Below are 25,936 nucleotides of genomic sequence, written 5' to 3' on the forward strand. Positions count from 1 at the left end.
TCCTCTTTATATTATTCTTTTCTTCACGAATTGGCTAGACGAAATTCTTTAACATCCTATACAATTCCAGGTAAAATTTCTTTGACATTGCTATTATAACATGATTTTCAGGATGGACACTTTATACTGACTTCCAAAAAAACAGCAGATTACAAGATCCGCTGTTTTTTATCTATTGCTTACTTGCTTTCAAAGCCTTTTCTACTGCTTCTTTTTCTCGTGTAATTAAGTCAACACGAGCTGCAATTTCTTTGATACCCATGCTGATATTACGACTGATAGCCATATCTGATAATTGAGGTTCGAAGAACGCTTTGTATTCAGCGAGCCTGTCTGCTGTCTTAAAGGCATTAGCTGGATAGATGACAAACTTATCAAAGCTCATATCACCTCCCAAGGCCGCCTTGATCCAGTCCCAATTCTCACGAGCCCAAGTCCAAACAGTAGCTTGAGTAAAATCGTGGTTGAGTAAAGGGAAATACCAGCTCATAGCTAAATCTTGAGGCTTAACAATATCTTTATTCTTTAAAGATTCTAAAATTTGATCAAGCGTTTCCCTATCATTAGTGTAAGCCAAAGCTGAAGCCAATTGTCTCTTGAAACTTCCATCAACTGTCGATACATAATTCTTCAAATATTGCTCCGTCAGTTCCTTGCTCTCATGATGTTTGATTTGGTTAATCAGGATGTGCAAACGGATAGCTGCAGGAAGTTTTTCCAGATCATCTTGATGAGCTTCAAAGATGCGGTCAGCTTCTTGAGTCGCTTTTTCATCATTGGCAGCAATCAAGTTTCCAATAACGATTTGACGGACTAATTCATCCTCATCTCTTTCTCCATCTTTAGCTTCAAAGCCTAGGCGATCAAAGTTGAATCGGCTAAGTTTGATAACCAAGTCATTATAAGCTTTTTCACTCTCGCTACCTTCTTCAACAAAGATTTTCAAACCACTCAGAACAGCTTTAACCCCAGAAACAACCAAGTAAGAGCTCTCTTCTGTCAATTTCTCGATTACTGGAACTAATTCAGCAAATGAAATGTGGCCAGCTTCTGCTAAGAGACGGCGTTCCTGCACCACTTGGAGCTTGCTGGTGCTGTCTAACTCAGTAATCGTATCTAGAATCTGGTCTAACAAGACACCTTGATAATCTGTGATATAGTGGGCTGTGTTTTCTGTATTGAAGCGCAAAGCTCCTTGGTTCTGAGCTGCCAAAGCAGAATAGTTTGGAATTTCAAGTGTTTCAGTTTCCAGTGTATCAGGCAAACCATTCCAATTACTATTTAATGGCAGAACCCAAGTCCGCTTCTTATCTTCATGTTCACCGATAAAGAATTGCTTCTGAGTCAACCTCAAAGTGTCATTTTCTACACGGGCTGTTAAAACAGGATAGCCAGGTTGCTCCAACCAAGAGTCCATAAAGGCTGCCACATCACGACCAGAAGCATCTCCAAGTGCATTCCAAAGATCCCGTCCGATTGTATTTCCATACTGGTGTTTAGCAAAGTAGGCGTTCAAACCTTTGGCAAAGGCCTCATCACCCAACCAGCGGCGAAGCATATGCATGAGACGGCTTCCTTTGGCGTATACGATTGCTGGGTCAAATAAGGTGTTAATTTCGTCTGGATGATTCACCTCTACATGGACAGACTGAACCCCGTCTGTTGCATCTCGTTTTAAAGCAAGTGGAACTCCGGTTGTTTGGAAATTCTCAAAGATATTCCAAGTCGGCTCAATAGCATTGACGCAGACATATTCCATCATATTAGCAAAGCTTTCATTAAGCCAAAGGTCATCCCACCACTTCATAGTGACAAGGTTTCCGAACCATTGGTGGGCCAACTCATGAGCAACAACAAGAGCTACATCTTGGCGACTGGAGACCGTAGAGTTTTCATCAACCAAGAGGTAAATCTCGCGATAAGTAACCAGACCCCAGTTTTCCATAGCACCAGATGAGAAGTCAGGCAAAGCTACATGAAGAGACTGTGGGATAGGATATTTAACGCCATAATAATCCTCATAAAACTCAATGGAACGAACAGCAATGTCCAAAGCAAACTCTAAATTACTAGCTGGATGTGCCTTTGTTGCATAGACACCGACTAAAGTTCCATTTTTAGTCTTAGAAGTTACTCCTTGCATATCACCTGCAGCGAAAGCTAGTAGATAAGATGACATACGTGGAGTTCTTTCAAACTTCCAAATACCAGTTGCTTTACGATTTTCAATGTCAATTTCTGGCATATTGGATAGAGCCAACTCGCCTTCTGACTGGTCAAACTTCAAAGCCAAGTCAAAGGTTGCCTTAGCTTCTGGCTCATCCACGCTCGGAAAAGCTTCACGAGCAAAGTGACTCTCAAATTGAGTAGAAATGATTTCTTTTTTTACACCATCCACTGTGTAGTAAGATGGGTAAATACCAGTCATATTATCCGTGATCTTACCAGTATAAGTCACCGTTACTTCAACTTGACCTGTGGCATCTAACTCGATGTAAAGAGCTTCGTTCGCATTGTCAACTGTAAAAGGACGTGTTTTACCAGCTACTTCGACAGTTTCAATTACTAGGTCCTTTTGGTGCAGGGAAATCTTACTTGACTTAGCTTCCCCAATAATAGTCACCTTGCCTGAAAAGGTCTTATCTGTACGATTGAGATCTAGAAATAGATCGTAGTGTTCAGGAACAAAAGTGTCAATAAAGTGTGCAACTGCTTGCATGTTTTTCTCCTCATCTAAGATACAGGAAATCCTGTTCATTAAATACTTTTTGAAACCATTTTACCATATTTTAAAGCAAAGAAAAAGACAAGGATGACCTGTCTTTGTAATTCACGAGAAACTCAAAACATTAGGTTTTTCTTTTTTCTTTTTCGAGTTCTGCGTCACCTTTCCGTAACTCTACATTATATAATATTTCAGCTTCTGGACTGCCTTTTTCATCCTTTACGACCTCTTTTAATTGACCTTCTTTTAATAATAGCTCAATATTTATATCTATACTTTCTGCATCTCTTAGTTTAGCTTCTTTAGGTAATTTCTTTGCATTCGAAACATCAATTCTCTCGTCATCTGAATCAAATAATTCAATTACCTCGTTACCATCCCAGTCAAAATCAACGATTAAGTCAGTAACAATACCAAAACTATTTGGAGCATAATTTTTTATTTGTGTACCTAGAGTTGCTTTATTCCCGTATTTATCATATAAAGTCGGACGTACATAGGCATTCAACATGGAAGACCCGTCATCCCCAGTAACATATATAGGAGAAAATTCAATCCTCTCAATACCTTTATAGTGTTCTTTGATGTAGGTTCCAATTTGTTCTTCAAGAAGTTGAAATCCGTGTTGATAGAGCTTGGTTGTTTTAGGACCAAAGTTAGGTTTTGTTAGTTTGTTGTATACAAAGATACCTCCTGATATCAAGACTAAAATAAGAGCAAGTGTCGTAAAAATTTTTTTCTTCATAACTTTTTTCCTCTGGGTAGTGATATTAAGAATAACAGTATCGTTTTTCTTTTCAAAGCCTATTTATATTTCCAATATTCTCCTCTTTCAATTTCAAGGTTATAATTTATTTTTGCTTTAGGACTTCCACCATCACTTTTGATGACATTTTTCAACTGACCATCTTTTACCAAAGCATCAATGTTATCGTCTGTTCCTTTAATTGGAGGTGTTAATTTCGCTTCTTCCGGTAAAGTTTTAGCATTACTTACATCTATTTCAACTCCTAAACCCTTTCCGGAATCTTCTAATTCAATAATTTCATTATCATTATGGTCAAAATTTAAAAGTAATCCTGAGAGTATTCCATAAGAAGGATAACCAGTTTTCCCTATTTGTCCTCCTAAAACAGCTCTATTTCCTTCTTCATCATAAATTACTGGCAGAACGTCCGCTGTGAATGGAGGATTGTCCTTACCACCTTGGATGAAAATCGGAGAGAATTCTATTTTAGAAATTCCTGAGTAGTTTTCTTTGATGTAGATCCCAATCTGTTCTTCTAATAAACGAAAACCATGTTTAATGATTTTTTCTTCCTTTCGGTCTAAACCTGTTGTGCTGTAAAATTGAGTCATATAAACAAAGCCAGCTAAAAGAGAAATAAACAAGATACTGATAATAACTAAAATTTTTTTCTTCATTTTCGTCTCCTAAATTCTTTGCTATGAAAATATTGCCTTTCGTATATTCTACTAGTGTATCATAGTCAAGCTTAAGATCCAATGAAAAACAGACCTCTTATATAGCTTCATATATAAAAAAAGACGCGACATAAATCGCATCTTTTATAACATTACATTTCAACAATTTTACCTGTTTCGAAGTAGACAACCCATTCGCAAATGTTCTTTGCGTAGTCGCCAATACGTTCCAAATAATTGATTACTTGGAAATAATCACGACCAGTTACGATGGATTCAGGATTCTTGCGAATTTCTTCTGTCGCTAATTCCTGAATACTTTCAAAATAATGATTAATTTTTTCGTCCATTGCCGCCACTTCATAAGCTTGATCTACACTTCCATTCAGATAAAGATCCAAGGCTGATTCAACAAAGTTTTTCACATCACGTCCCATTTTCTTGATTTCTTCCTCGACAGACTGAATGCGAATTTCACCTTTCATGCGAATGGTTGCCTTAGCAATAGATACAGCATGATCACCCATTCTTTCCAAGTCTGAGCTTGCTTTTAGTACGGTGATAACTGTCCGTAAGTCCTGTGAAACTGGTTGTTGCAAAGCGATGATCTCTAAAGATTTCTTTTCCAATTTCACTTCGTATTCATTGACTTCAGCGTCTTCCTCGATAACTTCCTTAGCCATATCTCGATCATGTGTTACAAAAGCACGAACCGTCCGATTGATTTGCGAAAGCACTTCATTTCCCATCGCATAAAATTGATTATGCAATTTCTCTAAATCTTCTTCAAATTGTACTCGAAGCATACCTGTCTTTATCCTTTCTTCTTATCCAAATTTACCAGTAATATAATCTTCTGTCTCTTTATGAGCAGGTTCTAGGAATATTTGCTTGGTCGAATTAAACTCTATCAAATCTCCACCTAGGAAAAAGGCTGTTTTGTCTGAAATCCGTGAAGCCTGTTGCATAGATCTTGTAACCAAGAGCATGGTATACTGATCTTTCAAACCGTAAAGGGTTTCTTCAATTTTCCCTGCTGAAATGGGATCTAAGGCCGAAGTTGGCTCATCTAGAAGAATGATTTTAGGGCTTGTAGCAAGTACCCGTGCTACGCAGACACGCTGCTGCTGCCCACCAGAGAGTCCGATAGCCGAATCATGGAGACGGTCCTTCACTTCATCCCAGATAGAAGCGCCTTTTAAAGAGCTCTCAACAGCTTCATCCAAGATATGCTTATCTTTAACCCCATTAATTCTCAATCCATAGACCACATTCTCATAGATAGTCATTGGGAAAGGATTTGGTTGCTGAAAGACCATACCGATTTCTTTTCGTAGCTCTACAGTATCAGTCCTAGGCCCATAAATGTTGTGTTCATTATAGAGAACCGTTCCTGTAGTCGTCACCTCTGGATTAAGATCACCCATACGATTAATAGCTTTTAAGAGGGTTGATTTCCCAGAACCAGATGGTCCAATCAAAGCCGTAATTTCATTGGGCAAAAAATCTAAAGTGACACTATTTAGTGCCTTCTTTTTATTGTAATAAACCGACAAGTCCTTGACTTGTAAAATAGGTTCTGTCATTTTTTCTATCCTTAATTTTTATACACTGTTATGGTCAACATGGAATTCCCTTATCCGAAATGACCAGACACATAATCATTTGTTGATTGCAATTTAGCATTCTGGAAGATATTGGTCGTCTTGTCGTATTCAATCAGATCTCCCAAATAGAAAAATCCAGTATAGTCACTTGCACGTGCCGCCTGCTGCATATTGTGGGTCACAATGATGATGGTATAGTTATTTTTGAGTTCAAACATAGTTTCTTCCAGCTGCATAGTCGCGATAGGATCCAAGGCTGAAGCAGGCTCATCCATCAGTAAGATATCAGGCTTGACAGAGATAGCTCGAGCAATACATAATCGTTGCTGCTGTCCACCTGAGAGAGTCAGAGCTGACTTATGTAAGTCATCCTTGACCTGATCCCAAAGGGCAGCCTGCTTGAGTGAAGTTTCTACAATTTCGTCTAAGACTTTCTTGTCCTTAACCCCTGCCCGCTCGTGAGCAAAGGTAATGTTCCGATAAATGGACTTAGCAAAAGGATTGGGTCTTTGAAAGACCATGCCAATGTGTTTCCGCATTTCATAAACATTAATTTCAGGACGGTTGACATCAATCCCCTCATAGAGAATTTCTCCTGTTACGCTTGCGATATCGATGGTATCATTCATTCGATTAAGGCTTCGTAGATAGGTTGATTTCCCGGAACCTGATGGACCGATTAAAGCGGTAATCTTATTTTTTTCAAACTGCATATCAATGCCCTTTATGGATTCTTTTTTACCATAGTAAACGTGTAAATCCTTGGTCTCTAAGGCCACTTTTTCTTGAGGAAAAGTAATGATATGTTTTTCATTCCAATTATATTCTGTCATTTCTTCTCCTTTATGCAGAGGTTAGTTTCTTATGTAAATAGCTACCGAGCTTGCGAGCACCAAAGTTGAAAATCAATATGAAAATCAAAAGAACGGCTGCTGACCCAGCAGATACAGCTGTTGCATCCGGAATGGTCCCCTCACTATTGACTTTCCAAATATGAACCGCAAGAGTCTCTGCCTGACGGAAAATAGAGATTGGACTAGTGATACTAAAGATGTTCCAGTTGGACCAATCCAAAGCTGGAGCGGATTGACCAGCGGTATAGATCAAGGCTGCAGCTTCACCAAAGATACGTCCTGAAGCCAGGACAATCCCTGTCACAATCCCTGGGAGAGCTTCTGGAATAACTACGTGAATCACTGTCTCCCAACGAGAAATCCCTAAAGCTAGTCCTGCTTCCCTCTGTGTATGGTGAACATGGCGCAAGCTATCTTCAACGTTACGCGTCATCTGTGGTAAATTGAAAACGGTCAAAGCCAGGGCACCAGAAATGATTGAAAATCCATATTCAAACTGTACAACGAAGATTAAATAACCAAAAAGTCCGACAACGACTGATGGCAAAGAAGACAGAATCTCAATACAGGTTCTGATAAAATTGGTCACAGGACCTTTTTTAGCGTACTCAGAAAGATAGACACCAGCCCCCATAGAAAGAGGAACAGAGATAATCAGAGTAATCACCAAAAGAAAGAAGGAATTGTATAACTGAATCCCAATACCACCACCAGCTTGATAAGAAGATGATTTGCCGGTCAAGAATGACCATGAGATATGTGGCAATCCTCTTACCAAGATATAAAGAATCAAGGAGGCAAGAATGGTCACAATGATGCCTGCTATGGTATAGAGAATGCTCGTTGCTAATTTATCTAATTTCTTAGCGTGCATAGTTTTTCTTACCCCTTTCTTTCGTAATCAATTTAATCACACTGTTGAAGGCCAAGCTCATAAGCAAGAGAACCAAAGCCAATGACCAAAGGACATTATTATCAACTGTACCCATTACGGTATTTCCGATTCCCATAGTCAAGACAGATGTCAGAGTTGCTGCTGGTGTTGTTAAAGAAGTTGGGACTACAGCAGAGTTACCAACAACCATTTGAATGGCAAGTGCTTCACCAAATGCGCGCGCCATCCCAAAGACTACAGCTGTAAAAATACCTGGACGTGCTGCTTTCAAGGTTACTCGCCAAATGGTCTGCCAGCGAGTAGCGCCCATGGCCAAACTAGCTTCACGATAGTGACGAGGTACAGCACGTAAGCTGTCTGTTGTCATAAAGGTAACGGTCGGCAGAATCATAACGAATAAAACGAAGATACCTGACAAGATACCAAAACCAGTTCCACCAAAAATAGAACGAACAAAGGGCACAACTACTTGCAAACCAATAAAACCATATACAACAGATGGAATACCAACTAACAGTTCAATCGCAGGTTGCAGGATACGAGCTCCTTTTGGAGATACCTCTGTCATGAAGACTGCCGCTCCAATTGCAAAAGGCGTTGCAATCACAGCGGACAGGATGGTCACGATGAAAGATCCCAAAATCATTGGTAAGGCACCAAATTCCTTGCCGGAAGGATTCCATGTTGAGCCAAAGAGGAACTCAAAGACATTTACTCCGTTGACAAAGAAAGTAGAAAGACCTTTTTGAGCAACGAAGATCAAGATCATGGCAACGATAATGACAATCAAAGATAAACAAGCAAAAGTCAGATACTTACCAAACTTCTCCAAACGAGAATTCTTAGAAGATGATAGCAATTTCTTAGCTAGTTCTTCACGTTTCATTTCTTATCTCCTTCTATCTTTGTGACATTTCCGTCAGCATCCTTACTAACTTTCATATCATTGATGGAAATATAGCCCATTCCCTTAACAACGCCTTCTTGGACTTCATCAGACAGCATATAATCCAGGAATTCTTTTGCTAGGCCTTTGGGCTTACCAAGTGTATACATATGCTCGTAGGACCATAGTGGCCAAGCGTTCGTAGCTACATTTTTTGTAGTCGGTTTATTTCCATTCAAACTAATCGTTTTTACTGAATTATCCAAATAAGCAAAAGCTAGATAAGAAATTGCCCCTGGTGTTTGGGAAACAATAGACTTAACCATCCCATTTGAATCTTGCTCTTGACTTTGGACAGCTGAAGTACCATCCATAATCACACTATCAAAGGTTGCGCGTGAGCCTGAGCTGGCTGCTCTGTTGATAATGGAGATTTCTAAGTCCTTACCACCTACCTGTTTCCAATTAGTGTATTCACCTGAAAAGATTTTTTTCAGTTGCTCTGTTGTAAGGTTATCAACGTTGACTTCTTTGTTGACAATTACTGCTAGTCCAGCGACAGCAACCTTATGATCAACAAGAGCCGAAGCATCAATTCCCTCTTTTTCTTCAGCGAAAACGTCTGAATTTCCGATTTCAACTGCTCCAGATTGAACCTGGGACAAGCCAGTACCAGAACCACCGCCCTGTACATTTACTGTCTTTCCAAGATTGTTGGAGCTAAATTCATCAGCTGCAGCCTCAACCAAGGGCTGTAATGCAGTTGAACCCACAGCAGTCATGGATTCTCCACGATCAATCCAAGAAGCACAGGCTGATAAAGTAAAACTACTAAAAATGGTTATCAGCCCTAAAGCTATTTTCTTACTCGTTCTCAAATTATATCTCCTTTTAGTTTGGACAGAAAAGCCTGCAATTTCGCATTTGCTCCTCATTTCCAACTATATCATATATATAGATTTTTGAAAAGATTTTTACCTAAAGCGAAGACCTTTAGGAAAATAGTTTTTTAATGTTTGATTAGCTAATTTTGCAAAACCTAATCCATTTCCATGAATAATCAATTGATACCAACCATTAGGAAGAGATTCCTTAATTTGAAGAGTTTCTCCTCCTACATAGACTTCAAAGTCTTGTTGACTTAATTCTAGTTTATTCCTAACTTCACTAGGTTGCAAGGCTAATCCTAAAGCAAAGCTTGGCTCAAAGCGCTTCTTCTTAAAGGTACCTAAATGAAGGCCGTTACGAGCTATTTTTACTTTGGATAAATCAGGAAGACCAAGTGGTAATAGATAAAGTTGATCACCAAAAGTTTGTAAATCACCTTTTAGCTCTACTTTCAAATGCTCTTTTTGGAAAATCTGCCAAAGACTTCTCTGGTCGGCGGTTAAATTCGATCGAGCAGGCTTCAACTTTGGTAATTTGTGTTCGCCAACAAACCGAAACTTAGCAACAAATTGCCCTTCCCCTTTGAAACGATGGGGATACATACGAGCTGTTTCTGGATAGTCTATTCCAGGAGTCATCCCATTAATCTTTGGAAGGTCAACCAATTCCAAAGGAAATTCGTCTAGTAGCCAAGCCACAATTTCTTCATTTTCTTCTGGAGCCCAAGTACAAGTGGAATAGACTAGCTCTCCGCCATTCGCCAACATCTTAACTGCATCTTCTAAGATTTCTCTTTGTAGAGCAGCGCATTGAGCTGGATAGTCAAGTGACCAATAATCCATGGCATCGGGTTGCTTACGAAACATTCCCTCCCCAGAACATGGTGCATCTAAAACAATTAAGTCAAAATAGGAAGAAAATACTTTTGCCAAGCGCTCCGCTGATTCATTAGTGACAAGGACATTTTTCGCACCGAATCGTTCGATATTTTCTACTAAAATCTTAGAGCGTTTATTGTTGATTTCATTTGAAACCAATAGGCCTGTATTATTTAGATAGGATAGCAAATGAGTAGATTTTCCACCTGGTGCCGCAGCTAGATCTAAAACCCTCATGCCCTCATGAGGATGAGCAACTTGAGCAACCATTTGAGCCGCAGGCTCTTGTGAATAAATCAGGCCTGTTACGTGTTCAGGTGATTTTCCTGATACCTTACCATAATACCCCCACTTGGTTCCAGAAATAGGATTAGAAAATGTAACTTGCCCTTCTTTCAAAGGATTGGTCCGAAAAGCTGAAATAGGCTCTTGATCAAAAGTTGAGAAAAAAGAAGCGGCTTCTTTTCCTAAAAGTCGCTGGTATTTTTCTTCAAAACCTGTCGGAAACCGCATTTAATTCTCTCCTCTGCGATAGATATATTCTTGTAGTTCAGATTTTTTTTCTTTAGGAAGCATCATAATTCCTTGTCTCGTCTTATAATCGGGTTTAGCTCCATCAAGAGTCATTACTTGATAGCCCAGCTTTTCCCCTAAAATTGACGCTGCAGCATAGTCCCAAGGATATAGATAGGTGATATAGGTTAGCAAACGCCCCTGTAGAATACGGCTGAAGCTAATAGCCGCACTTCCATAGGCACGCGCTCCAAGACAGTCCTTTGTAAGATCTGCAACTCCCCAGTCATTTCTTTCTAGCATTCCAGCATTTGAAGCGATCAAAAAACGTTTCAAAGGGTGATTGCGAAATGGTTTCAGGACTTTGTCATTACATTTGACATCAAACTGCCCACCACCGTGATACATTTCATCTCTCATAACGTCATAGATAATTCCAAATTGTCCAATACCGTTCTCATAGTATGCAACCATCACTGCAAAGTCATAACCCTGTGCCACGAAATTAGCCGTGCCATCAATCGGATCAATCACCCAGACTGAGCCAACTTCTATATCTTCCTTGAGTTGACCTTCTTCAGCGAAAATAGCATCATTAGGGTAATGTTTCAAGATTTCAGATACCAATAAAGCCTGAACATTTTTATCCATCTGAGTTACTAAGTCAGTTGCACAAGTTTTTTCTTCGACTTCCAAGCCTTCTTCCATATGTTCCAATATATAGGCACCAGCTTTGTATACCAAATCTTTAGCAAAAGCAAATTTATTTTCCAAGAGAAATCATTCCTTTCTCTGTATTTTTAGCTGCTTGAACCGCACGATAAAGAGAATAGCCACTAACTGCTTCAAACTCACGACCGATTCTTTTCTCTTCAGCCTTGCTGGGAACAACTTCCTTAAAGACAGTATAAGAGCCCAGTAACTGCTGAGCAGAGACTTTTGACTCATAGGCCTTTTCAACATCATTCAAAAAAGAAAGCACTGAAGCAAGCTCTTCAGTGCTCCACGATAGATCTAGTGGGTAACTATAGTTCTTATTCATATATTATTCAATTTCAGCTCGTAAAGTAGCTTCTCTAAGTTCCTGTTGACGATAACTGCGAGGTAAAAATGCTCGAATTTCATCTTCGTTAAAACCAATCTGCATCCGTTTGGCATCCAAAATAATTGGACGACGCAACAAAGAAGGGTTTTCCTCAATCAATTTTATTAATTCTGATATAGATAAACTCTCAACATCCAAGTTTAACTTTTGAAAAATTTTTGATCGAGTTGAGATAATATCGTCCGTTCCATTTTCTGTCAGTGATAGGATGTGTTGTAACTCCTGAGCTGATAGAGGACTGGTCATGATATTATGTTCCACGAAAGGAACTTCATGGTTTAACAGCCAAGCACGCGCCTTACGGCAAGACGTACAACTCGGTGATAAAAATAATGTAATCATGCGCTTCTCTTCTTATTTCTTAATAACTTCCTCTATTATACTAAAAATATAAGCGCTTGACTAGACCTTTTTATATCCAGATACTTCTTTTATGCTTTCCAAGCACGTGCAATGACTTCATCTGATTTTAACTGATTGAGTAAACTTTCAATTCCATCAAACTTCACCATATCCCGAATTTTATCAAGCCAGTATATTTTAATCGTATCACCATAAATATCTTTTGAAAAATCAAAAATGTTTGCTTCAAAACGAAGTTCATCACCTTCAAAAGTGACATTCTTTCCAACGCTAGCCATCCCTTTGTAACGTCTACCATTATGTTCAACTTCGACGACATAAACACCGTCTCCCGGCAAAAAGACTCGATCAAGTGGTGCTAAATTAGCTGTTGGATAACCAATAGTTCGACCACGAGCATTTCCATGGACTACAATTCCCCTAGTTGATAATGGGTAGCCCAGCAATTTTGTAGCGTCAGCAACACGACCTTCTTTAATGGCTTGACGTATCCTAGTAGAAGAGATTTTCTCATCATCTTCATTTACCGATGAAACGATAACAATTTGGCCATCAAAAAACTGACTAAGCTCCTTAGCTTCTTTTTTGTCTGATCCAAAATGATAGTCAAAACCAGCTACAACTGCTCTAGCTTTCAGTCTCTTAACGTACTTTTCAAAAAAATCTTTTGCTTTATTTCCTGCAAAACAGCTGGTAAAGTCAATCAAATAAAGGTAGTCAACTCCTTGCGCTTCAAGTAGTTGCTCTCTTTCTTCAGGACTATTGAGATGAAGTAACAAATCAGGTTGATAGCGAACAAAGGCTAGCTTAGGCGATTCAGGAAAAGTAAGCACAGCAACCTTCAGTTTTTTTTCTGCTGCAATCTGACGTGCCTCAGCAAAAAGGGCTTGGTGCCCCCTATGTAAACCATCAAAATAACCTAAAACTAAGACAGTATCCTGAGTTTGTTGGATATCTTTTTCATTTGAAATATGGATTGTTTTCATTCTTATATTCTATCATAAATTATCAGAGAAAGACCTTGCGAGGCTTGAACTGGTCCTTTCTTTTTTCTAAAATAGCTACCAGCTTTTCTTCATAAAAACCAGCTAGCTCAGCTTCATCTGACACTAAGCTGATAAAACGGCCATTTCTCACATCTTCAACCTGCTCGTCTGATAGCTCGACTTTCAGTAAATCCCCGATACCCAGTTCTAGCGGCTGGAGGAAAGAATAATCTTCTTCTGCTACTCGCTCTGCTATTTGTTCCAAGGTCAAAGCATCCTCAAGTCGCATACCTGCAGCACTAGTCCGTGTCAAATGTGACATATGAGCCGCATAACCAAGCTTCTCTCCTAAATCAACAGAAAGGGTACGGATATATGTACCCTTACTGCATTTTACACGAAAGGTAAAACGTGCAAGTTCACCCTCATAAGAAATCGGACTTGTCCGCTCAAATTGATAAATAGTTACCTGGCGTTCTGGACGTTTCACTTCCTGACCAGCACGCGCATACTCATAGAGCTTGCGACCATTGACCTTGACAGCCGAATACATAGGAGGGATCTGAGTAATAGGCCCAGTCAGTCTAGCAATCGCTTCATCGACAATGGTTTCATCCAAGGGCGACAAAACAGGTGTTTCTGCAACCACCTCACCACTAGCATCCTCGGTCGTTGTTGAATAGCCAAGGGTTATCTCACCCTCATAGACCTTGCCCTCATCCTGCATAAACTCGACCAAACGCGTCGCCTTGCCAACTGCAATAGGCAAAACACCTACCACATCTGGATCCAAGGTTCCTCCATGACCGATTTTCTTGGTTTTTAAAATTTTGCGCAGCTTAAAAACCGCATCGTGCGAGGTCATCCCCGCTTCTTTTTTTAAGTTGATAATTCCGTTCATGTATTGCTTTCTAATTTCCCTTTCACTTCTATTCTTCATTGTTTAAATCAACTTTTTTAATATCATATAAATCCTTAGAGTAAAATGGTTCCCCCGACTCAATTGGTAAAATATATTCAAAATTATCATCCTTTTCAATCCGTTTATACTTTCCATTAACAACCGAAAAGTAGTCAGCGTTTATGTTGTAATATCCATCCGGAAGGCTTGAAAAATCAATATCATCTAGTTCCAATAGGTTGCTTTTGCTAAGTGTTAAATGCAACGAAAGAGCTCCCTCCTTCATAAAGTCTTTAACAGAAAGAGTCGCATATCCTCTAAAAGCTTGTTTTTCTTTACTGAATGAATTTTGATTTTGAAGAGCCTTTTCTTTTATTAATGGAGTTATTCTATATGAACTTGATATTTTAAAACCAGGGCTAGCTAATGGCTGTTCTTTATCATCAATAACGACTAAATCATAGCCTTTCTTTTGTATTGCACTTTCTACAGCTGATTTAAAATCATTCAGAACCGTCTGAGCTTCTTGGCTCGATACAGAAAGCCTCAAGAATTCTTTAAAACCATAATTCTCATTAATGAAACTGACCTCTGTTAATTTTTGACGAATATACTTAGCACCTACTTGAATAGTTATTCCGTTATCCGATACATCAAAAATACTAATATCTGAAACGTTGCTTTTTATTTCTACGCTTTTAAGAGCGACATCATAATTCATTTTCCTAGAAGAATAAAACTCTTTTAATTGTTGAACTTTAGCATTATTTCTAAAGTGGATTTGAATTCTACTTCCTATAAGTGGAGAAAAAATCCCAATCAAAAATATAATAAGTAACTTACGCCTTAATTTTGGATTATAGTCTTCCTTCTGATAAATCCAATCTAAATACGGAAATAAAAATAATGAAAAAATGAAACTCCAAAGGTCAAGATCTTTTATAAAGTCAAAGGAAACGATCATCTTAAATCTTAGCAAAAACATTAGAAAAATTGCTAAAAAAACATTCCCGATCAATAGAAAAGCACCAATACGTTTTGATTTATTATTTGATCCTCGCACATAAGATATACCTACGATAAGATTGGCTATAAAGCTAATTCCATAACCGAATATAGTTGGAATAAATCCAAAAATAGCAAAGATTAAATTATATCTTGAGTCAGTATCGCCTACGCCTTCAATATTTAAAAGACCATATAGGAGATTAAGAAAAAATACAACTAATGGTAAATAAGCAATATAAATATCCGAGAATTTCAAAGATTTTTTCATATAAACTCCTGTTTTTAAGGTAATCTCACTCTCCCTTCAATGCTTCAAACTTCGCTTTCATGGTTGGGTTTTTTCGGGTCAATTTTTTAACTGAAACATCTTCTAATTTGTTGTTGGCAAGGCGAAGTTGGTTTTCAGATGTGGTTAGGAACTTTTTGACTTCCTCCATCCGTTTGATGGCCTTGTCGATTTCATCGATAGCTTTGCCAAAGTTGGTCGAAGCAGAGTTGTAGTTCTTGGCAAAGGCATTCTTAAAGGCATCTAAATCTTCCTCAAAATGCGTAATATCGATATTTTGCTCCCGAACCAAGGCTAGTTCTTGTTTGTATTTTAGAGAATTAAGCGCAGCATTTCGCAGGAGACCAATCAACTGAATAAAGAATTGAGGGCGAACCACATACATCTTTTCATACTCATGGCTGACGTCAACAATGCCTGTGTTAAAGTAGTCGTTATCTGCTTCTAACATGGTCACCAAAACAGCATATTCGCAGTTTTTCTCGCGACGGTCCTTGTCCAATTCCTTGTAAAAATCGGCATTCTTATGCTTCTTCTCTGTCCCGTCTGCTTCATTTTTCATCTCAAACATAATTGAAATGATTTCGACACCATTTTCATCACATTCACGGAAGATAAAGTCCCCCTTAGAACCACGAGCAGAGACCTTATTATCCTTCTCAAAGTAAGCATTTGGGAAGGCAAAACTGCGAACCTTATTGAACTCACTCTCAGCATACTGTTCCAGACTTTCACCGATAGCTTTTGTGGATTGTTGAGCCTTGAAATTCTTATAAAATTCGACTTGTTCACTAGCTGCCTTGAGCTGTGCTTCGTAATTCTGTTTGACAGAAGCCAGAGATAACTCATTTTCCTTTTCTTGCAAGAGGAGCTGGTTTTTGACCTGATCACGCTCCCTTTCTAAGTCAGAAAGGGTCTTTTGCAGTTGGTTTTCATGCTCTAAACGCAAGGTAGCCAATTGGTTTTCCAAGGCCTGTACTTCCTTGTCCTTGGCCAATAAGGCTTGATGACTTGTCTGCTCTATTTCTTTCCTAGCGAGTTCTTTTTCTGTATCAAAGTTTTGGATTTGACTCTGCAATTGAGCGATTTCTTGGTCTTTTTGAGCTAGTTTAGACTGTTGCTCATTCATGGCCTTCTGCTCAGCCAAGGCCAGTTCCTGCTTCATCCGATCATGCAGTTCCTTATCAAACTCAGCAGTTCTCACTTGTGATAAGAGTTCTGCATACTGACTTTCATTTACTGTAAAGACTTCCCCACAGTTGGGACAGTTGATTTCGTTCATGGATTATCCTCTTTCATGAAAATTCTCCATTATATTATACCATTCCTTGTTATAAATGAAAAACTCGGGCTAATTCTCTAAGGCTTGCTTCAAATTCCCCTTGACTTGTTTGATAAAACAGTGTACTATACTACTGTATATACACATAAAGGAGATTATAATGAAAATTAAATCTAAAAATCAATTTTTAACCATAACCGCTTTGCTCACAGCCTTAGCAATTGCCATTCCTATGGTTATGCCCTTAAAAATTGTCATCCCCCCTGCTTCTTATACGTTGGGGAGCCACGTCGCCATCTTTCTGGCTATGTTTATCTCGCCTCTAATGACTGTGATTGTCATTTTAGGATCTACTTATGGTTTTTTGATAGCTGGTTATCCATTTGTAATTGTCCTACGTGCTTTCTCTCATATTGTATTCGGTACCCTTGGGGCTATCTACTTGAAGAAAGCTCCCGAAACCTTAAATAATCCAATTAAGAAGTGGATTTTCAATATTGTAATGGCCATTATCCACGCATTAGGGGAAGTGGTGGTCTGCGTTATTTTTTACAGCTCCACTGCTTATCCAAGTGGTAATCTTTTCTATTTATTGTTTATCTTGGTTGGCTTTGGTACTATTATTCACAGTATCGTAGACTTTCTGATTTCCGATTTTATTTTCCAAGCTTTGAAAAAAATTAGATAAGCCTTGCAACTTATTCTTATTTGTCTTAAAATGAAGCTATGACAAAGCAAAGAAAAGAAAAATTATTAGAACTTTTAAAACAATCTAGTGTTGCTATCAATGGTCAAGCTTTGGCTGAGCATTTCCATGTTACCAGGCAGATTATTGTTCAAGATATTGCCTTGCTTAGAGCTGATGGTGCTCCTATCCTATCCACTAATCGTGGATATCTATATAAAGGAGCTGACGACATTCCTACTTTTCATCGGCTATTCAAGATTAAACATGGAGTAGAAGATATGGAAGCTGAACTATTAGCCATTGTTGATAATGGTGGTCGAGTCCAGAATATTCTGATTGAGCATCCAGTTTATGGTGAAATACAGACTTACCTGAAGCTGACCTGTCGCCGTGATGTCCAACATTTTCTTAAGCAGGTCGAAGAATCTCAATTCCGTCCCTTATCTGAGCTGACAGATGGGGTTCACTATCACCTGATCCAAGCTGACTCTCAACAGGATCTGGATTATGTTGAGACTGCTTTGAGGGATTTGGGGTTTTTGTTGGAGTAAACAAAAAAAGACTGATTAGGATCTAACCTAGTCAGTTTTTTTAGTACATACTTTTACGCCAACCATCTTCTATCCGCTCGTGATAGTAATATTCCGATAGTTCCTCATCCTCCATCATACGCAGAAGTTCCAGCATATCATAGGCTAAGTCTAGCTTTGGCAGAGCATCCTTGTCTACCCAAGAAATCTCACCCTCCTCTGTCGAGTGAATTTGTCCGGAAAATTCAGTCGCTTTGTAGCAGAAGACGATATAGCGAATTCCCTCATCCGTATGCCAGTTCTTTACCCCGACCAATTTGGGATGATGAATGGTCAAACCTGTTTCCTCTAAAATCTCACGCACAACTGCATCATGGAGAGACTCGCCCTTCTCGATATGACCGCCTGGAAAGGCATAGCCAGACCAGTGATTACGTTCAGGAGAGCGGTATTGCATAACCACACGTCCGTTTTCGAGATCTTCTATAAGGCAAATATTAGTTAAAATCGTTTCTTGGGCACGTGACATGGATTTACTCACTTTCTAAGTTATTAAAACATATCTTCGTTGTATTTTACTTCTGACTTCATGATAAAGGGATTGATCAATTCATGATGTTCATAAGTACTATGAACCAAAAAACCTCTAACAATGATGATTTCTTTATCTTGTATATGATAGTCTATATTGATGGGAATAGCAGGATTTTGAATGATTGACAAAACAAAGAATGCTGCAAACCAAAGATAAAGTGCCACTAATGCACTGAACAATTGAAAGATAAGGTGGTACCATTGAAAATCCCTTGTTCTAAAAAAGACGATCCAAGGATGAATAAAAAGGGTCAAACAAAGAATAAAAAACCAACTATTCCACAAAACCGGAGTAAAGGATAGGCCAAAAGCTAACAAAATCAAATGAAGAATGACGAAGGTTAGCAAGGCCAGATAGAGTGTTTTAAATGAAAACAATTTAATTAAATTCCCTTTGGTCATGTTTTTTCCTCTTTTCTTCATTATATTTTAAAATCAAGATCGTTAACGCTGAAATGAAGAAAAAGATTAGATAGGTAGCAATCGGAAACCAGACATAGCGAGAATCCAAAGTGATCAAAGGTGGCAAAAAACCTTTTCCGTGTTTCAATCTAATCCCTACAAAACAATGAAAAAGAAAAATCGGGCCATTTAGATAGAGAAAAAATTCTGAAACGTCTTTCAGCGAGTTAGGCTCCTCTCCTCTCAGGCTTCCAAACCAAGAATAGGATGGGAAAGTAATCAAAAGAAACAAATTTAGATACAAGGGGCTAATATAACTAAACTCACGAAGCGGAGCAGGAATGCTCTCATTACCAAATGTTAAATATCCCACGCCAAGACCAACCATTATAAAGAATATATAACCTAAAAGAGCTTCTATTATCCAATGCTTTTCCAACCAAAGAATAAACTTGTTCCCCTGAACTTTTACTTTTCTTTTGTTTTTATTTTTGTTTTTATTTTTGTTTTTATTTTTCTTTTTGGTTTTACTTCGCATTCACCAACTCCACAATCTTCTGGAAAGTCTTGCCATTTCGGATAGTCAGTTGCTTGTAGAAACTAGACTTGAGCAGTTTCTTATGATAGTTGGACTTGAGATAGTCTGCTTGGTCAGCATTGCTATAAAAGAAAGCTATCTGACCAAAATGCAGCTGCTCCTTGTCATTTGCCCAGTTACCTGCCAGTTCTTGAACAGTTTCCCTATCTGTCTCCGGTAGATAAAAGAGAACATCTCTCCGAAAGGCTGTTTCATCCTGCCACCAAACAGGCAGATTAGCTGATTCTTTTTGAAGCATAGCAGAGCTGACAAGGACAAAAGGCAAAGGAAAATCGTAAGACTGACTGAAATAAGCCGACAAGATCTCCTGAATCCTCTCCTCCTGCTCCTCACTATCAAAGAAAAGATTGCCACTATTGATGTAGGAAACCGGGTTTTCAAAACCCAACCCAGCCAAATCTTTCTTCAAATCAGCCATAACGACCTTGTTTTTCCCACCGACATTGATGCCGCGGAGTAAAAGTGCATAACGCATGTGTGCTCCTTAAAATATATCTATTATGTCCAAACTAACTGTTAGAGTTTTTCGAGTAAATCATCCGTTTTTCTTTCACGGCTTTTCCTAAGTCAATGACTTTTTCCTCACCGTCAAAAACAAAACCCATTTTTTCATAAAAGGCGATGGCACGTTTATTATCTTCTAAAACCCATAATATAATCTCTTGATAACCATACAAGGCAGCAAAAGCAGCCTGCATTAACTGCTGTCCTACACCCTTACCATAATAATCTTTTAAGACATACAAGGCGAAAATTTCACCCGCTATCGTAGCTGGATCTCGAAAATCACCGTAGCTAACAAAGCCGACCACTTTAGCATCATCCAAAGCAATCAAGGTATTTTCAGGATACTTTTGACTATAAAATCGGCACTTATCCAAAGTCATCTGCTCTTGAAATTCCGCAGGCAAAATCTCATCATAAGCTTCACGCCATGTCCGCCAATGAACTCGGGATTTCCTTTCTATCTCCTCAGCTGTTTCCATTGCTTTGATAGTGATGACCATTTGTTTTTCTCCTTGAATAAAACTATCTAGATTATTCCGCCTGAAAACCATTACTATCTAATTTCCCATTTTCTCCCCAAACAACTACATAAACATTTTTGGGTAAGGTAGTAAAATCAACATAATCAGTTAGAGTCGCACCATCAGGAATTCGACCTTCCAGATTGAGATACAAATTCAATTGAGCCCCATACTTTTCTGATAATCGGATCATATCCTTTCTCAATTTCTTTATGTTCTCTGCTGATGCTTCATACTTCTCTGTCTTGGGATTATACTTTAGTTCCTTTTTAATTTGAACCAAATCACGATAAAACCCTTTTTGGTCATCAGCTACATCGTAATCTAAATCTGTTTTCAGCTCCTTAAATTTCACTGGCTTTAGAACAGACTCTTTATCAAAATATAAGGTGTTCAACATAGGATGGGAATTTGTATCTAAGACATAAGAAAAGATAAGATTTGTTAGTATCGAAGATGGTTCATCATCACTATTAGCATAATAGGAATAAGTCCTATCTTCTAACTTATCAGTTAAAATTTTGTCTACACCTTCTGTCAATTGAACTTTTACATAATATTGATAAGAAAAATGACTGACCCAAGTTGGAATCTCTATGTTCTTAACCTTCAATCCTAAATTATCTTCAAAAGCTGTGTTCACAACATATTCAATATGCTGCTTTTCCTCTTTCGTAACAAGTTTTGTCGGCAAAAATGCCCAAAGCAATTGAACTATCGGTATCATGCCTATCACAAAAATTGAAATAAAGAAAATAAGTATTAGTTTAATTAGATCCTTTTTCACTTCAATTCCCCCACTTAAACTTCTCTAACTTATTTTTTACATAGTGACTCATTGACTAGAGAAGTAATTAAGAGCTTAGTTTGCAACTTTGGCACTAACTATATTTTTTAATCCATCGCCTTTATTTCCAGAATCATATCGCGAATTTGTGCGGCTAGTTCGAAGTCGAGGAGTCCGGCAGCTTCTTGCATCTGTCCTTCCAGTTTCTTAATCATGTCCTTGCGCTCTTGCTTGTTGAAGCTTTCGATTTCGACAGTTTCTTCCTTGTCTGGCAGGGCTGCCTTGGTCACGCTTATCAGGTCACGGATTTCTTTCTTGATGGTCTGCGGTACAATACCGTGCTCTTCATTATATGCCATCTGGATTGCCCGACGGCGGGCAGTTTCATCAATAGCACGTTGCATGGACTGGGTCATAGTGTCCGCATACATGATAACATGCCCCTCGCTGTTGCGGGCTGCCCGGCCGATGGTCTGGATCAGACCACGCTCGTTGCGGAGGAAACCTTCCTTATCTGCATCAAGGATTGCCACCAGACTAACCTCGGGAACGTCGATTCCCTCGCGCAGCAGGTTAATCCCAACCAGAACGTCAAAGACACCCAAACGCAAATCACGAATAATCTCAGTCCGTTCCAAGGTCTTGATGTCTGAGTGCATGTACTTGACCTTGACACCCATTTCCTTGAAGTAGTCCGTCAAATCTTCCGCCATCTTCTTGGTCAAGGTTGTGATAAAGGTACGTTCGTTCTTTTCAACACGGGCATTGATTTCACCTAAGAGATCATCAATTTGCCCCATTGTTGGACGGACTTCTACCTCTGGATCCAGAAGCCCTGTCGGCCGGATAATCTGCTCGATAACAGTATCCGTCTGTTCATTTTCATAGTCGCCCGGCGTAGCCGATACATAGACAATCTGGTGAACATGGCTTTCAAATTCTTCTCGGCGCAGCGGACGGTTGTCCAAGGCAGACGGCAAGCGGAAACCATAATTAACCAGCATCTCCTTACGAGAGCGGTCGCCATTGTACATACCGCGAATCTGTCCCATGGTCATGTGACTCTCGTCAATCATAATCAAGAAGTCATCAGGGAAAAAGTCCAAAAGGGTATAAGGAGGCTCTCCTTCGCTTCGACCATCCATGTGGCGAGAATAGTTCTCAACTCCATTCGTATAGCCCATCTCACGCAGCATTTCGATATCGTACTCTGTGCGCTGCTTCAAGCGCTGAGCTTCCAGAAGCTTGCCTTCTTTCTCAAAGATTGCGAGTTGCTCCTCCAGCTCGGCCTGAATCTTAGCAATAGCTACTTCCATGTGGTCTTCATTGGTCACGAAGTGAGTGGCTGGGAAGATAGCCAAATGGTCCACCTCACCCAAAACTCGACCGGTCAAGGCTTCAACCTCACGAATCCGATCAATCTCGTCTCCGAAAAACTCCACCCGAAAGGCATGCTCATCACGAGAAGCTGGAAAAATCTCAACCACATCACCTCGAACACGGAATTTCCCCCGCTGAAAATCAATATCATTGCGCTCAAACTGGATATCTACCAAATCATTAAGCAGCTTGTCACGAGAAATCTCTAGTCCAGGACGCAGACTTACCACGCTGTCGGAGTATTCCTTGGGCGAACCCAGACCATAGATACAAGAGACAGAAGCTACGACAATCACATCATTGCGCTCCAAGAGGGCAGATGTCGCTGAGTGACGGAGCTTATCAATCTCGTCATTGACCGAGCTATCCTTTTCTATATAAGTATCGCTGGAAGGCACATAGGCCTCAGGCTGGTAGTAATCATAGTAGGAAACGAAATATTCCACCGCGTTATTGGGGAAGAACTCCTTGAACTCACCATACAGCTGGCCAGCCAGGGTTTTATTATGGGCGATAACCAGAGTCGGCTTGTTGACCTGAGCAATAACCTGACTCATGGTATAGGTCTTACCAGTACCAGTCGCTCCCATGAGAATCTGAGCTTTCTCGCCACCCTCAATATTATCCACCAGCTGCTCGATAGCCTGGGGCTGATCTCCTGAAGGCTCGTACTTGGAAACCAATTCAAATTTATTATCTGTAATTCTGTTAATCATCTTTTATTCCTTAAATTGTGCTTCTATCATTTTACCATATTTGCCCTATTTTCTCTGGATTTGGGTGTAGGTAGAATTACTACGCTTCTATTATCATCATCTGTCTCTTGTCACACATCACATTTAAAAACATAAAAACGTTCATCTTAAATCAAGCAAGTTATTTTTAAAAATCATCTAACAAATCTTATTAAAAAAACAAAACTGTTAATTGCTTGAAAATGATAACTAGAATAGGACAATCAATAAATTAGGCATGTTTCTAAATCTATAATTCTAACCATCTTATGTTATATAACCTGACATCAACTCATTAAAAATTTGCTATCCTTGCGAATTTCTGATATAATCATACAATATTCTAAAAAGGAGACTAGTATGAAACAAAAAATTATAGCACTTTTACTAACATTCTCTGCGCTACTTACTTTTGCTAGTAGTGTTGTTCATGCGGAAGATAAAGCAACACCTGTGAAATCAAAATATGTTATTTCCAGTGATTCCTCTTTCGCACCTTTCGTTTTTCAAGACAATAACAATCAATATACAGGTATTGATATGGACTTGATCAAAGCCATTGCTAAAGATCAGGGCTTCAATATTACCATTAAAAATCCTGGTTTTGATGTAGCACTAAACGATGTACAAACCGGTCATGCCGATGGTATGATTGCGGGAATGACTGTAACTGATGCACGAAAAAAGACTTTCGATTTCTCAGATTCCTACTATTCAGCAAACTCAATCTTAGCCGTAGCTAAATCCAGCACCATCTCTTCTTATGAAGACTTAAAAGGGAAAACGGTCGGTGTTAAAAACGGGACGTCCTCTCAAACTTTCTTAACAGATAATCAAAAAAAATATGGTTACAAAATTAAGACATTTTCTGATGGCGCTTCTCTCTATGATAGTCTGAATTCTGGTTCAGTAGCAGCTATCATGGATGATGAACCTGTTATTAGATATGCCATTAAGCAAGGGAAAAAGTTTAAAACACCTATCAAAGGAACTCCTAGTGGTAAATTGGCTTTCGCTGTAAAAAAAGGTAGCAATCCTGAATTGATCAAAATGTTCAACAATGGACTAGCTAACTTGAAAAAGAATGGAACTTACGATAAGATTCTTGAAAAATACCTAGCCGATAATTCTTCTGAATCAGAAGTTGATGAATCAACTATTTTGGGACTCTTAAAGAATAATTATCCTCAACTTCTTAAAGGTTTTGGTGTAACTATCGCTTTAGCACTTCTTTCCTTTGCTATTGCTTTAGTAATTGGTATTATCTTTGGAATGTTTAGTGTCAGCCCTTATAAACCACTACGTTGGATCTCTGAAATCTTTGTCGACGTCATTCGTGGTGTTCCACTTATGATTCTTGCTGCCTTTATCTTCTGGGGTATACCGAACTTGATTGAATCAATTACAAATCAGCAAACTCCTATTAACGATTTTGTGGCAGGTACCATTGCCCTCTCTCTTAATTCAGGTGCCTATATAGCTGAGATTGTGCGTGGCGGTATCCAGGCGGTACCTGCAGGACAGATGGAAGCAAGCCGGAGTTTAGGAATTTCCTATTCTAAGACTATGAGAAAAATCATCCTACCACAAGCAACTAAAATTATGCTTCCAAACTTTGTCAACCAATTCGTAATTGCACTTAAAGATACTACAATCGTATCTGCGATCGGACTTGTAGAACTCTTCCAAACTGGTAAAAATATCATCGCTCGTAACTATCAAAGTTTCCGTATGTACGCTATTCTCGCTGTTTTATATCTTTTGATTATTACTTTCCTTACTAGATTAGCTAAACGCTTAGAAAAGAGGATCCAATAATGGCAAAATTAAAAATTGATGTAAATGACCTTCACAAATACTATGGAGAAAATGAAGTCCTTAAAGGTATTACTGCTAAGTTTTATGAAGGGGACGTCGTTTGTATTATCGGTCCTTCTGGATCAGGAAAGTCAACTTTTCTTCGTAGTCTTAACCTACTTGAAGAAGTTACTAGTGGTACCATCACTGTTGATGGTTTTGATCTAACTGACAAAAACACTAATGTAGACTTAGTTCGTGAAAATATCGGAATGGTTTTCCAACACTTCAACCTATTTCCACATATGACTGTTCTTGAAAATATCACCTTCGCTCCTGTTCAGCATAAGCGTATGAGCCAAGCTGAAGCGGATGCCTTGGGAATGGAATTACTAGAAAAGGTTGGATTAGCTGACAAGGCCGATGCTAGCCCTAACAGCCTCTCTGGTGGTCAAAAGCAACGTGTTGCTATCGCTCGTGGCTTAGCTATGAACCCCGATATTATGCTCTTTGATGAGCCTACTTCTGCTCTTGACCCAGAAATGGTCGGTGACGTTCTAAATGTTATGAAAGAATTAGCAGAGCAAGGTATGACAATGATTATCGTAACTCACGAAATGGGCTTTGCACGTCAAGTAGCTAATCGTGTTATCTTTACAGCAGATGGTGAATTCCTTGAAGATGGAAAACCTGACCAAATCTTCGATAATCCTCAGCATCCACGTTTGCAAGATTTCCTAGACAAGGTTCTTAATGTATAAAATAACTCCGGCAAAAAATATTGCCGGAGTTGTTT

27 protein-coding genes and 1 pseudogene are annotated in these 25,936 nt (G+C 39.0%); 4 read left to right on the plus strand and 24 right to left on the minus strand.

The annotated features are described in order from the left end of the window. Positions 1-172: 172 nt before the first annotated feature. From HMPREF3108_RS05200 to HMPREF3108_RS05280, 17 genes are all read right to left on the minus strand, one after another. Positions 173-2,719 carry a M1 family metallopeptidase gene (locus HMPREF3108_RS05200; protein ID WP_070493603.1) on the minus strand — a complete coding sequence of 849 codons (2,547 nt, stop codon included), beginning with the start codon at positions 2,717-2,719 and terminating at the stop codon, positions 173-175. Positions 2,720-2,849: 130 nt separating this feature from the next. Next, on the minus strand, positions 2,850-3,470 hold the full coding sequence (locus HMPREF3108_RS05205) for a hypothetical protein (protein WP_048779517.1): 621 nt from the start codon (positions 3,468-3,470) through the stop codon (positions 2,850-2,852). 59 nt (positions 3,471-3,529) lie between these two features. Beyond that, a complete protein-coding gene (locus tag HMPREF3108_RS05210; protein WP_048779515.1) occupies positions 3,530-4,150 on the minus strand; it encodes a hypothetical protein in 621 nt (206 codons plus the stop codon). A 152-nt stretch (positions 4,151-4,302) separates the two neighbouring features. After that, positions 4,303-4,956, minus strand: a complete 654-nt coding sequence (phoU, locus tag HMPREF3108_RS05215; protein WP_048779513.1) for a phosphate signaling complex protein PhoU — start codon at positions 4,954-4,956, stop codon at positions 4,303-4,305. 21 nt (positions 4,957-4,977) lie between these two features. Then, complete coding sequence (gene pstB / locus HMPREF3108_RS05220; protein ID WP_048779510.1) at positions 4,978-5,736, minus strand: phosphate ABC transporter ATP-binding protein PstB; 759 nt, start codon at positions 5,734-5,736, stop codon at positions 4,978-4,980. A gap of 50 nt (positions 5,737-5,786) precedes the next feature. Next, complete coding sequence (gene pstB / locus HMPREF3108_RS05225) at positions 5,787-6,590, minus strand: phosphate ABC transporter ATP-binding protein PstB (protein WP_008808747.1); 804 nt, start codon at positions 6,588-6,590, stop codon at positions 5,787-5,789. A gap of 10 nt (positions 6,591-6,600) precedes the next feature. Beyond that, positions 6,601-7,485 carry a phosphate ABC transporter permease PstA gene (gene pstA, locus HMPREF3108_RS05230; protein WP_008808748.1) on the minus strand — a complete coding sequence of 295 codons (885 nt, stop codon included), beginning with the start codon at positions 7,483-7,485 and terminating at the stop codon, positions 6,601-6,603. After that, entirely contained in the window at positions 7,475-8,392 is a 918-nt protein-coding gene (gene pstC, locus HMPREF3108_RS05235; protein ID WP_061595724.1) for a phosphate ABC transporter permease subunit PstC, read from the minus strand. Before pstC ends, pstA begins: the two co-directional genes overlap by 11 nt. Next, a complete protein-coding gene (locus tag HMPREF3108_RS05240; protein ID WP_061595723.1) occupies positions 8,389-9,270 on the minus strand; it encodes a phosphate ABC transporter substrate-binding protein PstS family protein in 882 nt (293 codons plus the stop codon). The genes pstC and HMPREF3108_RS05240 overlap by 4 nt, the downstream gene beginning before the upstream one ends. A gap of 96 nt (positions 9,271-9,366) precedes the next feature. After that, on the minus strand, positions 9,367-10,671 hold the full coding sequence (locus HMPREF3108_RS05245) for an RsmF rRNA methyltransferase first C-terminal domain-containing protein (RefSeq protein ID WP_070493606.1): 1,305 nt from the start codon (positions 10,669-10,671) through the stop codon (positions 9,367-9,369). After that, a complete protein-coding gene (locus HMPREF3108_RS05250; RefSeq protein ID WP_061601959.1) occupies positions 10,672-11,445 on the minus strand; it encodes an inositol monophosphatase family protein in 774 nt (257 codons plus the stop codon). Further along, the gene (locus HMPREF3108_RS05255) at positions 11,435-11,713 is read right to left on the minus strand and encodes a UPF0223 family protein (RefSeq protein WP_061601958.1); all 279 of its coding nucleotides are present in this window, start codon (positions 11,711-11,713) and stop codon (positions 11,435-11,437) included. The genes HMPREF3108_RS05250 and HMPREF3108_RS05255 overlap by 11 nt, the downstream gene beginning before the upstream one ends. A 3-nt stretch (positions 11,714-11,716) precedes the next feature. Next, entirely contained in the window at positions 11,717-12,118 is a 402-nt protein-coding gene (locus HMPREF3108_RS05260) for a Spx/MgsR family RNA polymerase-binding regulatory protein (RefSeq protein WP_012000464.1), read from the minus strand. 89 nt (positions 12,119-12,207) lie between these two features. After that, positions 12,208-13,125 (minus strand): bifunctional riboflavin kinase/FAD synthetase, encoded by a 918-nt coding sequence (locus HMPREF3108_RS05265; RefSeq protein WP_070493609.1) that lies wholly within the window; start codon positions 13,123-13,125, stop codon positions 12,208-12,210. Between the two features lie 22 nt (positions 13,126-13,147). Beyond that, positions 13,148-14,026 (minus strand): tRNA pseudouridine(55) synthase TruB, encoded by an 879-nt coding sequence (gene truB / locus HMPREF3108_RS05270; RefSeq protein ID WP_070493612.1) that lies wholly within the window; start codon positions 14,024-14,026, stop codon positions 13,148-13,150. A 28-nt stretch (positions 14,027-14,054) separates the two neighbouring features. After that, positions 14,055-15,302, minus strand: a complete 1,248-nt coding sequence (locus HMPREF3108_RS05275; protein ID WP_070493615.1) for a glutamyl-tRNA amidotransferase — start codon at positions 15,300-15,302, stop codon at positions 14,055-14,057. Between the two features lie 25 nt (positions 15,303-15,327). Continuing rightward, on the minus strand, positions 15,328-16,602 hold the full coding sequence (locus tag HMPREF3108_RS05280) for a DUF2130 domain-containing protein (protein ID WP_070493620.1): 1,275 nt from the start codon (positions 16,600-16,602) through the stop codon (positions 15,328-15,330). Between the two features lie 160 nt (positions 16,603-16,762). Here HMPREF3108_RS05280 and HMPREF3108_RS05285 point away from each other — a divergent pair, with 160 nt between their 5' ends. Continuing rightward, a complete protein-coding gene (locus HMPREF3108_RS05285) occupies positions 16,763-17,290 on the plus strand; it encodes a hypothetical protein (protein ID WP_012000459.1) in 528 nt (175 codons plus the stop codon). A 38-nt stretch (positions 17,291-17,328) separates the two neighbouring features. After that, positions 17,329-17,841: a transcription repressor NadR gene (locus HMPREF3108_RS05290; RefSeq protein ID WP_070493623.1), complete on the plus strand. Its 513-nt coding sequence runs from the start codon at positions 17,329-17,331 to the stop codon at positions 17,839-17,841. 40 nt (positions 17,842-17,881) lie between these two features. On the opposite strand, the gene HMPREF3108_RS05295 is transcribed toward HMPREF3108_RS05290, so the two are convergent. The 7 genes from HMPREF3108_RS05295 to uvrB form a co-directional block, all read right to left on the minus strand. Next, entirely contained in the window at positions 17,882-18,349 is a 468-nt protein-coding gene (locus HMPREF3108_RS05295; protein ID WP_070493626.1) for an 8-oxo-dGTP diphosphatase, read from the minus strand. 23 nt (positions 18,350-18,372) lie between these two features. Beyond that, positions 18,373-18,816 (minus strand): hypothetical protein, encoded by a 444-nt coding sequence (locus HMPREF3108_RS05300; RefSeq protein WP_070493630.1) that lies wholly within the window; start codon positions 18,814-18,816, stop codon positions 18,373-18,375. Then, positions 18,794-19,354, minus strand: coding sequence for a hypothetical protein (locus tag HMPREF3108_RS05305; protein ID WP_070493634.1), 561 nt, complete (start codon positions 19,352-19,354; stop codon positions 18,794-18,796). Before HMPREF3108_RS05305 ends, HMPREF3108_RS05300 begins: the two co-directional genes overlap by 23 nt. Then, entirely contained in the window at positions 19,344-19,889 is a 546-nt protein-coding gene (locus tag HMPREF3108_RS05310; protein WP_070493636.1) for a DUF1697 domain-containing protein, read from the minus strand. The genes HMPREF3108_RS05305 and HMPREF3108_RS05310 overlap by 11 nt, the downstream gene beginning before the upstream one ends. A gap of 34 nt (positions 19,890-19,923) precedes the next feature. Further along, on the minus strand, positions 19,924-20,421 hold the full coding sequence (locus HMPREF3108_RS05315; RefSeq protein ID WP_070493638.1) for a GNAT family N-acetyltransferase: 498 nt from the start codon (positions 20,419-20,421) through the stop codon (positions 19,924-19,926). Between the two features lie 31 nt (positions 20,422-20,452). Next, positions 20,453-21,229, minus strand: coding sequence for a hypothetical protein (locus HMPREF3108_RS05320; protein WP_070493639.1), 777 nt, complete (start codon positions 21,227-21,229; stop codon positions 20,453-20,455). A 107-nt stretch (positions 21,230-21,336) separates the two neighbouring features. Beyond that, positions 21,337-23,325 (minus strand): excinuclease ABC subunit UvrB, encoded by a 1,989-nt coding sequence (uvrB, locus tag HMPREF3108_RS05325; protein WP_070493640.1) that lies wholly within the window; start codon positions 23,323-23,325, stop codon positions 21,337-21,339. Positions 23,326-23,775: 450 nt separating this feature from the next. Here uvrB and HMPREF3108_RS05330 point away from each other — a divergent pair. Together HMPREF3108_RS05330 and HMPREF3108_RS05335 are read left to right on the plus strand one after the other, a co-directional pair. Then, a pseudogene (locus HMPREF3108_RS05330) lies at positions 23,776-25,161 on the plus strand (amino acid ABC transporter substrate-binding protein/permease); the annotation flags it as partial. Beyond that, the gene (locus HMPREF3108_RS05335; RefSeq protein ID WP_046165663.1) at positions 25,161-25,901 is read left to right on the plus strand and encodes an amino acid ABC transporter ATP-binding protein; all 741 of its coding nucleotides are present in this window, start codon (positions 25,161-25,163) and stop codon (positions 25,899-25,901) included. The pseudogene HMPREF3108_RS05330 and the gene HMPREF3108_RS05335, both read left to right, overlap by 1 nt. The last annotated feature ends 35 nt before the right edge of the window (positions 25,902-25,936 follow it).

The organism is Streptococcus sp. HMSC10A01, from assembly GCF_001807785.1.
Taxonomy (GTDB): domain Bacteria; phylum Bacillota; class Bacilli; order Lactobacillales; family Streptococcaceae; genus Streptococcus; species Streptococcus gordonii.